At 58.9% G+C, this 13,446-nt stretch carries 15 protein-coding genes; 6 read left to right on the top strand and 9 right to left on the bottom strand.

All coding sequences use genetic code 11. The annotated features are described in order from the left end of the window. Positions 1 to 69 precede the first annotated feature (69 nt). Together recA and recX are read left to right on the top strand one after the other, a co-directional pair. Entirely contained in the window at positions 70 to 1,128 is a 1,059-nt protein-coding gene (recA, locus tag KW839_RS15345; protein ID WP_060541059.1) for a recombinase RecA, read from the top strand. Between the two features lie 8 nt (positions 1,129 to 1,136). Further along, the gene (gene recX, locus KW839_RS15340) at positions 1,137 to 1,604 is read left to right on the top strand and encodes a recombination regulator RecX (protein WP_060541060.1); all 468 of its coding nucleotides are present in this window, start codon (positions 1,137 to 1,139) and stop codon (positions 1,602 to 1,604) included. A gap of 41 nt (positions 1,605 to 1,645) precedes the next feature. Here the strand turns inward: recX and KW839_RS15335 are convergent, their stop codons facing one another. Beyond that, the gene (locus tag KW839_RS15335; RefSeq protein ID WP_060541061.1) at positions 1,646 to 2,764 is read right to left on the bottom strand and encodes a TIGR00730 family Rossman fold protein; all 1,119 of its coding nucleotides are present in this window, start codon (positions 2,762 to 2,764) and stop codon (positions 1,646 to 1,648) included. 460 nt (positions 2,765 to 3,224) lie between these two features. Further along, on the bottom strand, positions 3,225 to 3,650 hold the full coding sequence (locus KW839_RS15330) for a PA3611 family quorum-sensing-regulated virulence factor (RefSeq protein WP_060541062.1): 426 nt from the start codon (positions 3,648 to 3,650) through the stop codon (positions 3,225 to 3,227). Between the two features lie 188 nt (positions 3,651 to 3,838). Here KW839_RS15330 and KW839_RS15325 point away from each other — a divergent pair, with 188 nt between their 5' ends. The 3 genes from KW839_RS15325 to KW839_RS15315 all read left to right on the top strand — a co-directional run bounded on the left by KW839_RS15325 (position 3,839) and on the right by KW839_RS15315 (position 5,906). Continuing rightward, entirely contained in the window at positions 3,839 to 4,573 is a 735-nt protein-coding gene (locus KW839_RS15325; RefSeq protein ID WP_218424762.1) for a tRNA-uridine aminocarboxypropyltransferase, read from the top strand. Between the two features lie 246 nt (positions 4,574 to 4,819). Beyond that, a complete protein-coding gene (gene erdR / locus KW839_RS15320) occupies positions 4,820 to 5,470 on the top strand; it encodes a response regulator transcription factor ErdR (protein ID WP_060541064.1) in 651 nt (216 codons plus the stop codon). A gap of 73 nt (positions 5,471 to 5,543) precedes the next feature. After that, positions 5,544 to 5,906 (top strand): diacylglycerol kinase, encoded by a 363-nt coding sequence (locus KW839_RS15315; protein WP_007907286.1) that lies wholly within the window; start codon positions 5,544 to 5,546, stop codon positions 5,904 to 5,906. Here the strand turns inward: KW839_RS15315 and KW839_RS15310 are convergent. Beyond that, entirely contained in the window at positions 5,903 to 6,829 is a 927-nt protein-coding gene (locus KW839_RS15310; RefSeq protein WP_060541065.1) for a LysR family transcriptional regulator, read from the bottom strand. The two genes, KW839_RS15315 and KW839_RS15310, sit on opposite strands and share 4 nt — an antisense overlap. Positions 6,830 to 6,965: 136 nt before the next feature. Here KW839_RS15310 and fpr point away from each other — a divergent pair, with 136 nt between their 5' ends. Then, on the top strand, positions 6,966 to 7,745 hold the full coding sequence (gene fpr / locus KW839_RS15305) for a ferredoxin-NADP reductase (protein ID WP_008054100.1): 780 nt from the start codon (positions 6,966 to 6,968) through the stop codon (positions 7,743 to 7,745). Positions 7,746 to 7,941: 196 nt separating this feature from the next. Here fpr and tsaA read toward each other — a convergent pair whose 3' ends face one another. The 6 genes from tsaA to rimO all read right to left on the bottom strand — a co-directional run bounded on the left by tsaA (position 7,942) and on the right by rimO (position 13,243). Beyond that, a complete protein-coding gene (gene tsaA / locus KW839_RS15300; RefSeq protein ID WP_060541066.1) occupies positions 7,942 to 8,640 on the bottom strand; it encodes a tRNA (N6-threonylcarbamoyladenosine(37)-N6)-methyltransferase TrmO in 699 nt (232 codons plus the stop codon). Between the two features lie 182 nt (positions 8,641 to 8,822). Continuing rightward, positions 8,823 to 9,593 carry an SDR family oxidoreductase gene (locus KW839_RS15295; protein WP_218424761.1) on the bottom strand — a complete coding sequence of 257 codons (771 nt, stop codon included), beginning with the start codon at positions 9,591 to 9,593 and terminating at the stop codon, positions 8,823 to 8,825. Positions 9,594 to 9,875: 282 nt separating this feature from the next. Next, positions 9,876 to 10,346 carry a DUF1456 family protein gene (locus KW839_RS15290; RefSeq protein WP_046816549.1) on the bottom strand — a complete coding sequence of 157 codons (471 nt, stop codon included), beginning with the start codon at positions 10,344 to 10,346 and terminating at the stop codon, positions 9,876 to 9,878. Positions 10,347 to 10,421: 75 nt separating this feature from the next. Continuing rightward, complete coding sequence (locus tag KW839_RS15285; RefSeq protein ID WP_218424760.1) at positions 10,422 to 11,132, bottom strand: rRNA pseudouridine synthase; 711 nt, start codon at positions 11,130 to 11,132, stop codon at positions 10,422 to 10,424. Between the two features lie 188 nt (positions 11,133 to 11,320). Continuing rightward, complete coding sequence (locus KW839_RS15280; protein ID WP_060541069.1) at positions 11,321 to 11,794, bottom strand: GNAT family N-acetyltransferase; 474 nt, start codon at positions 11,792 to 11,794, stop codon at positions 11,321 to 11,323. Between the two features lie 111 nt (positions 11,795 to 11,905). Beyond that, entirely contained in the window at positions 11,906 to 13,243 is a 1,338-nt protein-coding gene (gene rimO / locus KW839_RS15275) for a 30S ribosomal protein S12 methylthiotransferase RimO (protein ID WP_034146797.1), read from the bottom strand. Positions 13,244 to 13,446 lie beyond the last annotated feature (203 nt).

Raw genomic sequence — 13,446 nt, 5'->3', positions numbered from 1 at the left:
CTGTGGAATAATACTGTCTACTTATACAGGTGTTGGCCGTCAGGCCTTATTGATTACGTGAGGACTTTAATGGACGACAACAAGAAGAAAGCCTTGGCTGCGGCCCTGGGTCAGATCGAACGTCAATTCGGCAAGGGTGCCGTAATGCGTATGGGCGATCAGGACCGTCAGGCGATCCCGGCCATTTCCACCGGCTCTCTGGGTCTGGACATCGCACTGGGCATTGGCGGTCTGCCAAAAGGCCGTATTGTTGAAATCTACGGTCCTGAATCTTCCGGTAAAACCACGCTGACCCTGTCCGTGATCGCCCAGGCGCAAAAAGCCGGCGCAACCTGCGCATTCGTCGATGCGGAACACGCCCTCGACCCGGAATACGCCGGCAAGCTGGGCGTCAACGTCGACGACCTGCTGGTTTCCCAGCCGGACACCGGCGAGCAGGCCCTGGAAATCACCGACATGCTGGTGCGTTCCAACGCGGTTGACGTGATCATCGTCGACTCCGTGGCTGCCCTGGTACCCAAGGCGGAAATCGAAGGCGAAATGGGTGACATGCACGTGGGCCTGCAAGCCCGCCTGATGTCCCAGGCGCTGCGTAAAATTACCGGTAACATCAAGAACGCCAACTGCCTGGTCATCTTCATCAACCAGATCCGTATGAAAATCGGCGTGATGTTCGGCAGCCCGGAAACCACCACTGGTGGTAACGCGCTGAAGTTCTACGCTTCGGTTCGTCTGGACATCCGCCGCACTGGCGCGGTGAAAGAAGGTGATGAGGTTGTCGGTAGCGAAACCCGCGTCAAGGTTGTGAAGAACAAGGTTGCTTCGCCGTTCCGTCAGGCCGAGTTCCAGATTCTTTACGGCAAGGGCATCTACCTCAACGGTGAGATGATCGACCTGGGTGTTCTGCACGGTTTCGTCGAGAAGTCCGGTGCCTGGTATGCCTATGAAGGCACCAAGATCGGTCAGGGCAAGGCCAACTCGGCCAAGTTCCTGGCAGACAACCCGGAAATCGCCGCGAAGCTCGAGAAGCAACTGCGTGACAAGTTGCTGTCCCCGTCATCGGTTGCTGATGCCAAAGCTTCGGCGGTCAAAGAGACCGAAGACGACCTGGCTGACGCTGATATCTGATCAGCGCGATGACCGCCGTACTCGATACCCTCGTCGCGGTGCGGCGAACCGCCATGGACCTGCTCGCACGACGCGAGCACGGTCGAGTCGAGCTGACGCGTAAACTGCGTCAGCGCGGCGCCAGCCCTGAAATGATCGAAACAGCGCTCGACCGTTTGACGGAAGAGGGCCTGTTATCCGAAGCCCGTTACCTCGAAAGTTTTGTCTCCTATCGTGCCCGTTCCGGTTACGGCCCTTTGCGCATTCGTGAAGAGTTGAGCCAGCGCGGCCTGCAGCGTAGCGACATAGAACTGGCCTTGCGCGAGAGCGGTATCCTTTGGCACGAGCAGCTGGAAGATACCTGGCGACGAAAATTTTCCGGGCAATTGCCGACAGACGTTCGGGAGCGCGCCAGGCAAGGCAGGTTCCTGGCGTATCGGGGGTTCTCGATGGAGATGATCAACCGCTTGTTCAGCGGTAGAGGGATGGATGATTAAGAAGCGGCCCGCTATTTCGATAGCGGGCCGTTTTTTTTGCATCAGGAAACCTTTGAAGCTGCCCGTGCGCGCTGTTGCACCTTGGGTGTGGGTTGCGCCCGGTTTTCCGGCAGGTTGATGTAGTCCACCAGTTCGCGCAGGCGACCATGATTACGCGCGTTGAAGTTGAAGGCCAGTCGCGCAAGATGGCTGTACTGGGCTTCGTCGTGTTCTTCGCCGTTGTAGGCGTGCTGATGGAAATGATCGCTCAGGCACAGATCGGCAAACGCCTGCTGCATGTGTTCGAGTGCCTGGTCGCTGAGCGGGTGATTCATGCGAATCAGGAATTGCTGCTTGAGCCAGCGGCTGGAGTGGAAGTTGCTGTAGAACTGGTTGATGTGTTCCACCGCTTCATCGACGTTGTAGACGAGTTTCACCAGCTTCATGTCGGTGGGCAGGATGTAGCGATTTTCTTCCAGTTGCTCGTGTATGAAGTTCAGCGCTCCTTGCCAGAACGTGCCGCCCGGCGCGTCCAGCAGTACCACAGGCACCAGCGGGCTTTTGCCGGTCTGGATCAGCGTCAGCACTTCCAGTGCTTCATCCAGGGTACCGAAGCCGCCCGGGCACAGCACCAGCGCATCGGCTTCCTTGACGAAGAACAGCTTGCGGGTGAAGAAGAAGTGGAAAGGCAGCAGGTTGCTCGTACCGTTGACGGTGGGGTTGGCGTGCTGTTCGAAGGGCAGGGTGATGTTGAATCCCAGGCTGTGAGTCAGGCCGGCCCCTTCGTGGGCTGCGGCCATGATGCCGCCACCGGCACCGGTGATGACCATCAGGTCCGAGCGCGCCAGTGCGGCGCCGAGCTCCCGCGCCATCGCGTAGAGCGGGTGTTCTATCGGGGTTCGGGCGGAACCGAACACAGTGACTTTGCGTCGTCCCTTGAACTGTTCAAGCACGCGAAAGGCCTGCTCCAGTTCGCGCAAGGCTTGCAGGGTGATCTTGGCGTTCCAGCGGTTGTGGTCTTCCTGGGCCATGCGCAGCACAGTCAGGATCATGTCTCGATAGATCGGAATGTTCGGGCTGTTGGGTGAAATGAGGTTGAGTTGTTCTTCGACCTTTTTGATGAGGTCGTGGCCGCTTTCTGCAAAATGACGGCTGAGGAGGTCATTCGGTTGGTAAGGCATTCAACTTCTCCTTCTGCACAGAACCCAGGGCTTCGACTGCGTATGTCGAATGCCGCGACACGTCCTGCGTCGCTGTCTGCTCAGGCCCATGCCTGGGCGATCCACTTGGCCCGACCGGCAGCCGGGTCATCCAGACAGGTTCTGTTTGTCCTTGGATGAAAGAAACGTTCGCACAACACGACGCGTTACGGGCAGCCCCTTTCCTGCCCTGAAAGTGAACATGGTTAGCGCGCATCCCGACCTTGCAATGAATGGCTGCCTTGATCATTGCGCCATAAGGTCTTTCCTGGCAATCGCTTATTGACGATTTGCAAGGTGGATTCGCCGCTCGACTCATTTGAGTCTTGAGGAGGAGTGCTGCCGACGATTGCGTGGTGCTGAGCGTCGGTCGCACTTTTTGCAGGCGTTGTTGGCGCAACTGCGCGCCGAGGATGAACAGCGGCGCGCCAATTCCCGGTGATTACTTCTTCTTCGCCGGGGTTGCTTTCGGGCAATCCGATTCCTCGAAGCTTGCGGAGCCGACCGGACGGTTGGTTTTCACTTCGGTGAAGTCGTAGCGCATGATCGCGCCCTTGGCCATCAGCTTGCGAAAGCCTGGGTTATTGCAGACCGAGGAACCGAGCTGGAAGTACACCGCTTTGGGGTCCGCGCGCATTTTATCGGCGTGGCTGCTTTGTACGCTCAGGTGGTTGATCAGCACCTTGCCTTCGACGGTATAGCCTTGATCGAGGATGTCTTCGTTGATCGCCCTTGGCGTGCCGACACTGCTTTGAGTGGCGACGTTTTTCAGCTCTCTGTTCAGATTCTGCTCATTCAAGGACGCAGCCTGAACGCTAAAGGACGACGCCAGCAAAATGGCAGCGGTAGGAACGATAAGGCGCAGCATGAAACTCTCCTGGTTCAGTGATGGGCGTTTGACCTATCACGTGACTGTGCGTTCAGTGGCGGCGAATTATAGGGGAGCCGGTCTGGACGGTACAGGCTTGCGCCGGCTGGTCTGGTAAACTGTGTGCACTTTTTGCCCTGTCGAGTGTGTTTCGTGTCGATTTTCCCTCCCTGCCGACGTTGCCTGCAATGAGCCATGTCCCTGCGCGTTTTGCCTCCAACGCTGTAGCCCGCTTGCGCGATCAGCGCGAAGAGGAGGGCATCAGGCCGATTCAGGCCCGTGGCTGGCGGGCGACCCGTTGCCGCGCGTGCCGGGTGATCGAGAGTCATTGCCTGTGCGCGTGGCGTCCGCAGGTTGAGAGCCGTTCCGGCATCTGTCTGATCATGACCAGCAAGGAAGTGTTCAAACCGAGCAATACCGGATGGCTGATCGCCGATGTCGTGCCGGACAATCATGCTTTCATCTGGTCGCGTACCGAGGTCGATCCGCAGTTGCTGGCATTGCTGGCCGACCCGACATGGCAACCTTATCTGGTGTTTCCCGGCGAGTACGTTGCACCGGAGCGCGTGACCAACACCGTGGACATCAACAGCACCAGGCGGCCGCTGTTCATTCTGCTGGATGCGACCTGGACCGAGGCGCGGAAGATTTTCCGTAAAAGCCCATATTTCGATAAGTTGCCGATCCTCAGCCTGCTGCCTGAAAGACTCTCGCGCTATCGGCTGCGTCGTTCGACTCGCAGCGAGCATCTGTGCACGGCGGAAGTGGCGGCATTGTGTCTCGATCTGGCGGGCGACGTTGCCGCCGCTTCGGCGCTGGATGCTTATTTTGACGTGTTCAGCCAGCACTACCTCGATGCCAAGCATCAGCTGGAAATGAATGTTTCGACCCCGGCACACGCCGAGTTAATGCCCTATGTGTAGCAGCTAGCCAGATTGGTGTGCTGATTGTTGCGTATACTGCAATAAAGTGTACTGGCCATTCGGCTTGACCACCCCGGTTTCGCTGGGCATGCTTGGCGCCGATTGGGTTGCGGCCAGCGTTTGAAACGCCGTTTTATCTGGCGTTGAACGTGCCCTGTCGGTGCAGAGCTGCGTGGCTGTACTCGAGTTGTGTTGGCGATGCCCGAATGCATCGGGTATTCCCTGAAAAACAGGATCAATTGAAACATGGCCACATACGAAATCCTGATTGCCGATGATCACCCTCTTTTTCGTAGCGCGTTGCACCAGGCACTGACGCTGGGTCTTGGCCCGGATGTGCGTCTGGTGGAGGTGGCGAGCATTGCCGAGCTGGAAACCCGCCTGACCGAAAAATCCGATTGGGATCTGGTGCTGCTGGATCTGAACATGCCGGGGGCGTATGGTTTTTCCGGATTGGTCCTGTTGCGTGGTCAGTATCCACAGATTCCGGTGGTCATGGTGTCGGCCCAGGAAGAGGCGACCATCATGGTCAAGTCTCGCGAATTCGGTGCCAGCGGTTTTATCCCCAAGTCCAGTGATCTGAGTGTTATTCAGAGTGCAGTGCGTGCGGTGCTCGATGGCGATGTTTTCTGGCCGCCCCAGGCGTTCGAAGCGGTCAGCGTTTCCGAGGAAGCCAAGGCTGCCAGCGAGGGTCTGGCGAGCCTGACTCCGCAGCAGTTCCGGGTATTGACCATGGTCTGCGAAGGCTTGTTGAACAAACAGATCGCTTACGAACTGAGCGTTTCCGAAGCGACCATCAAGGCCCACGTGACCGCGATTTTCCGTAAGCTGAATGTGCGGACCCGAACCCAGGCCGCGTTGCTCTTGCAACAACTTGAGTCAATTTCCAGCCACTAACGCTGGTACGTTCACGCTTTTTTGACTTTGGTTAATTTAGCTTTCCCACTTCTTTTTTTCAGTTGCCTACTCTATGTCACCTTTCAAAGGCCAAACCGGCCTTAAACGTATTCTCAACGCCTCCGGTTATTCGCTGGATGGACTGCGCGCCGCTTTCACTGGCGAAGCGGCTTTTCGCCAGCTGGTGTTGCTTAACGCGATCCTGATTCCACTGTCTTTCTTCCTGAATGTCAGCCGGGTCGAGCAGGCGCTGCTGATTGCGGTGTGCCTGTTGGCATTGATCGTCGAGTTGCTCAACTCAGCGGTGGAAGCGGCGATCGACCGCATTTCCCTTGAGCTGCACCCGCTATCCAAGAACGCCAAGGACATGGGCAGTGCCGCGCAGTTCGTGGCACTGAGCATGATTGCGCTGGTGTGGGCGGTGATCCTGCTTTAAGCGATTGTCGGCAGTACGATCTCGTCGCTGCGCTGAACCCCGGCGGTGAAGGCGCGGCAGAGCTCGAGGAATTCGCGCATGGCCGAGGTCTGGTATTTCTGTTTGTGCCAGATGAAATAGAACTGCCGCGCCAGATCCAGGTCCGGTGTTTCCACGGCCACCAGGCTGCCGCGGCGGAACGCATCGCGCAGTGCCAGCCTGGAAATGCAGCCAATCCCCAGGCCTGACTCCACCGCGCGTTTAATTGCTTCGGTGTGCTCAAGCTCCAGGCGGATGTTCAGTGCGCTGTGATGGTGACGCATGGCCTGGTCGAAGGTCAGTCGCGTGCCCGAGCCTCGTTCCCGCAGGATCCAGGCTTCCTGGCTCAACTCGTCCATGGTCGCCGAACCGCGCTTGGCCAGTGGATGCTGAGGGGCGCAAAACACCACCAGTTCGTCTTCGACCCAACTCTGGACTTCGATGTCCGGATGGCTGCAATCACCTTCGATTAGACCCAGATCAATTTCATAGTGGGCTACTTGTTGCACGATATTGGCAGTGTTCTGCACGTGTAGCTTCACCTGGCTTTCCGGATGGCGCTGCATGAAGCTGCCGATCAGCAGCGTGGCCAGGTAATTGCCGATGGTCAGGGTCGCCCCCACTGCCAGCGAGCCGAAACCGGACTTGCCATTGAGCAGGTCTTCGATCTCCTTGGCCTGATCGAGCAGGGCCACGGCTTGTGGCAGCAACTGCTTACCGAGGGCGTTGAGGCTCAGCCGTTTGCCGGCACGGTCGAACAGCTGGCAGCTGCACTGACGCTCCAGTTCGGTGATCGAGGTGCTCGCCGCCGATTGCGAGAGGTTAAGCAGGCCCGCAGCACGGGACACGCTTTCCTGCTGGGCGACGGCGACGAAGACTTGAAGTTGACGGAGAGTAAATCGCATATCGATATAACCGATAACCCTTATCTTAATAATCCATTTAACAGATATTGTGTCTGCCTTTAGAATGCGATGCAATTGCGCAAAGCCGCTTGTCGTCCAAGACCAGGCGCAGAATATCTCCAGGAGTCCCACGTACATGAGCAACATGAACCACGAGCGTGTCCTCAGTGTTCACCACTGGAACGACACTCTGTTCAGCTTCAAGTGCACCCGTGATCCGGGCCTGCGCTTCGAGAACGGTCAGTTCGTGATGATCGGCCTGCAACAGCCCAACGGCCGCCCGCTTATGCGCGCTTACTCGATTGCCAGCCCAAACTGGGAAGAGCATCTGGAATTCTTCAGCATCAAGGTGCCGGATGGCCCGCTGACTTCCCAGTTGCAGCACCTGAAGGAAGGCGACGAGATCATCATCAGCAAGAAGCCTACCGGCACGCTGGTGCTGGATGACTTGAAGCCTGGCAAACATTTGTATCTGCTCAGCACCGGTACCGGTCTGGCGCCATTCATGAGCGTCATCCAGGATCCTGAAACCTACGAGCGTTTCGAAAAAGTGATCCTGTGCCACGGCGTACGTTACGTCAACGAAGTCGCCTACCGCGAATTCATCACCGAGCACCTGCCGCAGAACGAGTTCTTCGGCGATGCACTGCGTGACAAGTTGATCTACTACCCGACCGTGACCCGCGAGCCGTTCGAGAACGAAGGGCGCCTGACCGACCTGATGCGCAGCGGCAAGCTGTTCAGCGACATCGGCCTGCCGCCGATCAACCCGCAGGACGACCGCGCCATGCTGTGCGGCAGCCCGAGCATGCTCGACGAGACCAGCGAAGTGTTGAACAGCTTCGGCCTGAAAGTTTCGCCGCGGATGCGCGAGCCGGGTGACTACCTGATCGAGCGTGCGTTCGTCGAGAAGTGACCTTAGATCCCCCGTAGGAGCGAGCATGCTCGCGATGGAGGTCAACGATAACGCGGGAAGCTTGATACCCCGCGGCGTCCTCAGGTCTTTTCGCGAGCATTCGTACGTCGACCGGCGGCTCCTGCAGTAGATTTGAAGTGCAAAGAAAAGCCCGCATGGCCTAGGAAGGTCATGCGGGCTTTTTCGTTTCAGGTGTTCAGCCCTTTGCGGGAATGACTTCCAGCACCCGGATCAACTCCGGCGTCGGATAGTGCCAGCGCACGTCCAGATCCCAGAACTGCGCGCCATATTCCCGCTCGGGCGCAGGCGTCTGATACGCCGGCCGCGGATCTTGTGCCAGGCATTGCTCGATCAGCTCCACCAATGGCTCTGCAAGGCGCTGGGCATGCCCGTGGGCCTGTTGCAGTGCTGAGTCCGTCCACTGCACGGCAATCAACTGTGGCGCTGCGCTGGCGATGCTGTTGGACGCTGTATCAATGATATCGGCATAGGGAACGTAGGGTTTGATGTCGAGAACCGGCGTGCCGTCCAGCAGGTCGATACCGGAAATCCACAGGCGATTGGCTTCGACCTTGTCGAGTTTGACCACGGACTGGCCGATGCCATTGGGGCGGTGGGTCGCGCGAGTGGCGAACACCCCCATGGATTTGTTGCCGCCGAGGCGAGGCGGGCGGACTTTCAAGCGCGGTTTTTCCTCCAGGGCCTGGTGGAACAGGAACAGCAGCCAGACATGGCTGACCTGCTCCAGCCCTTGCACCGCGTCGCCCTGATCGAACGGCGCAACCAGTTCCAGCACGCCACGCGCGGCAGGTGCCAGTTGCGGTTGGCGCGGGATGGCGAATTTCTCCTTGAAGCAGGAGCGCACGAAGCCGATGGGGGAAACGCTGTAGGTCATGGTTTGGGTCGAGGCGGGATTAGGGGGGGCATGATAACCCGATCAACCCATGCATCGTTGTGCCACTGAGTCCGTCATCGCGGGCAAGCCACGCTCCCACAGATTTTGTGTCTACCGCAATATCGGACACGACACAAAACCTGTGGGAGCGTGGCTTGCCCGCGATGGCAGCACCGCCGATCTCAGAGGCTGAAACCCCCATCGAGCGCAATGATATTTCCGGTCATGTAAGCCCCTGCCGTACTCGCCAGGCTGATCGCCAGCGCCGCCATCTCTTCCTCTCGCCCCCAGCGCTTCATCGGAATCAACGCCGTATCCTGCGCCAATGCCTGCTCATCACTGCCGATGTGCTGGGTCATCTTGCTCGGAAAACGTCCGGGGGCGATCACGTTGACGTTGATGTGCTGGCTGACCAGTTCCCGCGCCAGAATCCGCGACAGTTGATGCAGGGCCGCTTTGCTCGGGCCGTAGGCATAAGCCTGTTCACCGAAGGAAGAAATCCCGGCCACCGAGCCGATATTGATGATTCGCGCGGGACTGGCTTCAGAACCGGCCTTGCGCAGTAGTGGCAGGAACTGCTGGATGCAGTTGAACACCGAGGTCACGTTGAGCTGCATGACCTTTTCCCAGCCCTTGACCGGGTAGCTTTCCAGTGGCGCGCCCCAGGTGGTGCCGGCGTTGTTCACCAGAATGTCGAGCTGGCTGATCTGCTTGCCCAATTGCGTGGCCAGTTGCAGCACGCCTTCTTCGCTGGCGAGGTTGGCCGCAATGCCATGGCAATGACCCAGCGCACCCAACTCATCGGCTGTTTGCTGGCAGGCTTGGGCATCACGGGCGCAGACGTATACGGTGGCGCCTGCCTCGACAAAGGCCTTGGCGATCATTTTGCCGATACCGCGAGTGCCGCCGGTCACCAGGGCAGTGCGGCCTCGTAGGGAAAAGTAGGGGTGCATGGCGAATCCTTCGGAGCTGAGGGTGCCTACACCCTAGCCGTCAGCCGCCGGAGGCGGAGCCACTATTTATGCGCGCAATGGTGGGTCATACGACCTGAGCCACCACCACCCCCTGTAGGAGCGAGCCTGCTCGCGAAAAAACCGAGGATACCGCGGGTATTCAGGTTACCCGCGTTATCGTTCACGTCCATCGCGAGCCTGCTCGCTCCTACAAGGAGTTTTGGCGTTTCGGTGATTTCTGTCTGGCAGCCCTTGCAGGACGAGTGCGGGAGCCCTGGCGACTTATTGCGGGCGCACGCGCAGGGTCAGGCCCTTGAGGAAATTACGCAGCAACTGGTCGCCACACGGGCGGTAGTTGGTGTGACCGAACTTGCGGAACAGTGCGCTCAGCTCAGGCTTGGACACCGGGAACTCGGCGGCCTTGAGGATCGCGTGCATGTCGTCTTCTTTGAGTTCGAAGGCCACGCGCAGTTTTTTCAGGATGATGTTGTTGGTCACCGGCACTTCGATCGGCTGCGGTGGACGGCTTTCGTCCTTGCCGCGCTTGAAGATCACCAGGCCATCGAGGAAGTGCGCCATGACTTCGTCAGGGCAGCGTACGAAGCCTTCTTCGTCTTCTTCTTTCTTGTCGAGGTAAGTCAGCAGGTCTGGCAGGGTTACGTCCATGCCGCCGAGCTTGATGATCTCGATGACTTTCTTGTCGCTGATGTCGAGCATGTAGCGCACGCTGCGCAGTACGTCGTTGTGAATCATGGTGTGCAGTCCTGATATTCAGCAGTGGGTGCCGCATAAGCTGCGGCACCAAAATGTGTGGCGGCGTGAGAAGGTTTAGAACTTCTCTTTGCCGGACAGGTAGCGCCATTGCCCCACGGGCACCTTGCCGATGGACACGCCGCCGATGCGAATGCGGCGGATACCCACGACCTTCAGGCCGACGGCCTGGCAGAACAGGGCGATCACCCCCGGTTGCGGGTTCTTCATGGCAAAGCGCAGGCGGTTTTCGTTCTGCCAGCTGGCCTTGACCGCCGGCAGTTCCTTGCCCTTCCAGGTCAGGCCATGCTGCAAGCGATTGAGACCATGCTCGACCATGTTGCCTTCGACTTCGACCACGTATTCCTGCTCGATCTTGTTGGAGTCGGCAGTGAGCTTGCGCAGGATCTTCCAGTCCTGGGTGAACACCAGCAGGCCGCTGGCGTTGGCCTGCAGGTCGGTGCTGGCGGTCAGGCGCTGGAAGTGACCCTTGAGCGGGCGTTTGCCGTAGCGGTGTTCTTCGCTCAGGGTCTCGGCGGCGATGGTCGCCATGGCGGTGTCCGCGTCCATGCCGGCGGGCACGTTGAACAGGATGGTGACCGGTTCCGGTGCGGTGGCCTTGGCCTCTGGATCGAGCTCGACTTTTTGCGCACCGACCTTGAACTGCGGCTCGTCGATGACTTCGCCGTCGACGGTGACCCAGCCGCCCTCGATGAACAGCTCAGCCTCCCGACGGGAACAGCCGACGAGTTCGATGAGGCGTTTGGAGAGACGAATCGGGTCAGTCATGTCAGGGCCGTAACAAAAAAGGGGTGGGCATTGTACCTGCCTGGCGCCGGTTAAGCCCGGTTCCATTTGTACCATGCGGCTTTTTGTGGGAGCGGGCTTGCTCGCGAAGGCGGTGTGTCAGTAGATGATATGTGTCTGATATACCGTCTTCGCGAGCAAGCCCGCTCCCACATTCGTGTCGTGTTGTGTCAGCCGTGTTGTGAGCGCTGCTGATTCTGCCGCATGCGCATATGCAACAACGGATACGGCTGCCCCATGCCATCGACTTCCGAGCGACCGATTACCTCGAAGCCCTGCTTGAAATAAAACCCCAGGGCTTGCGGGTTCTGTTCGTTGACGTCCAGTTCATCGGCGTTCAGATGCTCCATGGCATAGCGCAGCAGTTGCTTGCCCAGGCCATGGCCGCGGTGTCTCGGGTCGATGAACAGCATCTCGATCTTGCCCGCTGCGACGCCGGCGAAGCCGGTGATGCGCTGGCCCGAGTCCTTGGTGCAGACCAGCATCACCGCATCGAGGTAGCGGGTCAGCACCAGATCCTTGAGCAGCAGGATGTAGCTTTCCGGCAGAAAGTCGTGGGTCGCGCGAACCGAGGCCTCCCAGACCCGGGTCAGTTCCTGGTAGTCGCTCTGTTTCGGTGTGTGGATGACCGAATGCTGACGCATGTCCACCTGCCCCTTGTGGGTGAATGATGGGAATCCTTCCATCTGCAAACGATAGCCGTAAAAAAGCCCCGCATCTCGTCAAGAGAGCGGGGCTTTTCATATTTTTTGCGTTTAGATCTGTTCAGCCCACAGGTCGTATTCGTCGGCGTCGGTCACTTTGCACCAGACCTTGTCGCCCGGCTTGAGGTTGCTGCCGTTGTCGATGAATACGTTGCCGTCGATTTCCGGGGCATCGAAGAAGCAACGGCCAACCGCGCCTTGCTCGTCGACTTCATCGACCAGCACTTCGATTTCACGGCCGATGCGCATTTGCAGGCGCGCCGAGCTGATGGCTTGCTGGTGCGCCATGAAGCGATCCCAGCGGTCCTGCTTGACGTCGTCCGGCACCACTTCCAGGTCCAGGTCGTTGGCCGGTGCGCCTTCAACAGGCGAATACTGGAAGCAGCCGACGCGGTCGAGCTGGGCTTCGGTCAGCCAGTTCAGCAGGTACTGGAAGTCTTCTTCGGTTTCGCCCGGGAAGCCGACGATGAAGGTCGAACGGATGATCAGGTCCGGGCAGATTTCGCGCCAGTTCTTGATGCGGGCCAGGGTCTTGTCTTCGAACGCCGGGCGTTTCATCGACTTCAACACTTTCGGGCTGGCGTGCTGGAACGGAATGTCCAGGTACGGCAGGATTTTCCCGGCGGCCATCAGCGGGATCAACTCGTCAACGTGCGGGTATGGGTAAACGTAGTGCAGGCGTACCCAGACGCCGAGGGTGCTGAGGGCTTCGCAAAGTTCGGTCATGCGGGTTTTCACCGGCGCGCCGTTCCAGAAGCCGGTGCGGTACTTCACGTCGACGCCGTAGGCGCTGGTGTCCTGGGAGATGACCAGCAGTTCCTTGACGCCGGATTTCACCAGGCGCTGGGCCTCGTCGAGTACATCACCGACAGGGCGGCTGACCAGTTTGCCGCGCATCGAGGGGATGATGCAGAAGCTGCAGCTGTGGTTGCAGCCTTCGGAAATCTTCAGGTAGGCGTAGTGGCGCGGGGTCAGTTTGATCCCTTGTGGCGGCACCAGGTCGATCAGCGGGTTGTGATCCTGTCTCGGCGGCACGACTTCGTGCACGGCGTTGACCACTTGCTCGTACTGCTGCGGACCGGTCACGGCCAGCACGCTCGGGTGCACGTTGCGGATGTTGCCTTCTTCGACGCCCATGCAGCCGGTCACGATGACCTTGCCGTTTTCCTTGATGGCTTCGCCGATCACTTCCAGGGACTCGGCCTTGGCCGAATCGATGAAGCCGCAGGTGTTGACGACCACTACGTCAGCGTCCTGATAAGTGGACACGACGTCATAGCCTTCCATGCGCAGCTGGGTAAGGATGCGCTCGGAGTCGACCAGTGCTTTGGGGCAACCCAGGGATACGAAGCCAACCTTGGGATTGGCCGGCGCAGGAGTGGTGGACATGTCTAACCTCGGTATTTGTGACGCCTCCAGCCGTGATCGGCAAGGCGACAGACGGGCGCTTTATCGCGCCTCTGATCAAAAAGTGCGCAATTCTAGCGATGGCGGGCGCACTTGACCAGCTTTATGCAGGGAAATACGACGAGTGCTGCGCTATGCTTCGCGCCGTGGGGCATCAGCGAATTTTTACTGTCAACAAAACGTCT

Origin of the sequence: Pseudomonas sp. PDM31, assembly GCF_019218965.1 — a bacterium.
Classification (GTDB): domain Bacteria; phylum Pseudomonadota; class Gammaproteobacteria; order Pseudomonadales; family Pseudomonadaceae; genus Aquipseudomonas.
This window is presented reverse-complemented; position numbering and strand designations above follow the sequence as displayed.

Coding starts and splice junctions, on each gene's coding strand:
- KW839_RS15285 (WP_218424760.1), bottom strand. CDS start 11,132: ATGACTGACCCGATTCGTCTCTCCAAACGCCTCATCGAACTCGTCGGC.
- KW839_RS15335 (WP_060541061.1), bottom strand. CDS start 2,764: ATGCCTTACCAACCGAATGACCTCCTCAGCCGTCATTTTGCAGAAAGC.
- KW839_RS15295 (WP_218424761.1), bottom strand. CDS start 9,593: ATGCACCCCTACTTTTCCCTACGAGGCCGCACTGCCCTGGTGACCGGC.
- KW839_RS15325 (WP_218424762.1), top strand. CDS start 3,839: ATGAGCCATGTCCCTGCGCGTTTTGCCTCCAACGCTGTAGCCCGCTTG.
- KW839_RS15330 (WP_060541062.1), bottom strand. CDS start 3,650: ATGCTGCGCCTTATCGTTCCTACCGCTGCCATTTTGCTGGCGTCGTCC.
- tsaA (WP_060541066.1), bottom strand. CDS start 8,640: ATGACCTACAGCGTTTCCCCCATCGGCTTCGTGCGCTCCTGCTTCAAG.
- rimO (WP_034146797.1), bottom strand. CDS start 13,243: ATGTCCACCACTCCTGCGCCGGCCAATCCCAAGGTTGGCTTCGTATCC.
- KW839_RS15290 (WP_046816549.1), bottom strand. CDS start 10,346: ATGATTCACAACGACGTACTGCGCAGCGTGCGCTACATGCTCGACATC.
- recX (WP_060541060.1), top strand. CDS start 1,137: ATGACCGCCGTACTCGATACCCTCGTCGCGGTGCGGCGAACCGCCATG.
- recA (WP_060541059.1), top strand. CDS start 70: ATGGACGACAACAAGAAGAAAGCCTTGGCTGCGGCCCTGGGTCAGATC.
- KW839_RS15280 (WP_060541069.1), bottom strand. CDS start 11,794: ATGCGTCAGCATTCGGTCATCCACACACCGAAACAGAGCGACTACCAG.
- fpr (WP_008054100.1), top strand. CDS start 6,966: ATGAGCAACATGAACCACGAGCGTGTCCTCAGTGTTCACCACTGGAAC.
- erdR (WP_060541064.1), top strand. CDS start 4,820: ATGGCCACATACGAAATCCTGATTGCCGATGATCACCCTCTTTTTCGT.
- KW839_RS15310 (WP_060541065.1), bottom strand. CDS start 6,829: ATGCGATTTACTCTCCGTCAACTTCAAGTCTTCGTCGCCGTCGCCCAG.
- KW839_RS15315 (WP_007907286.1), top strand. CDS start 5,544: ATGTCACCTTTCAAAGGCCAAACCGGCCTTAAACGTATTCTCAACGCC.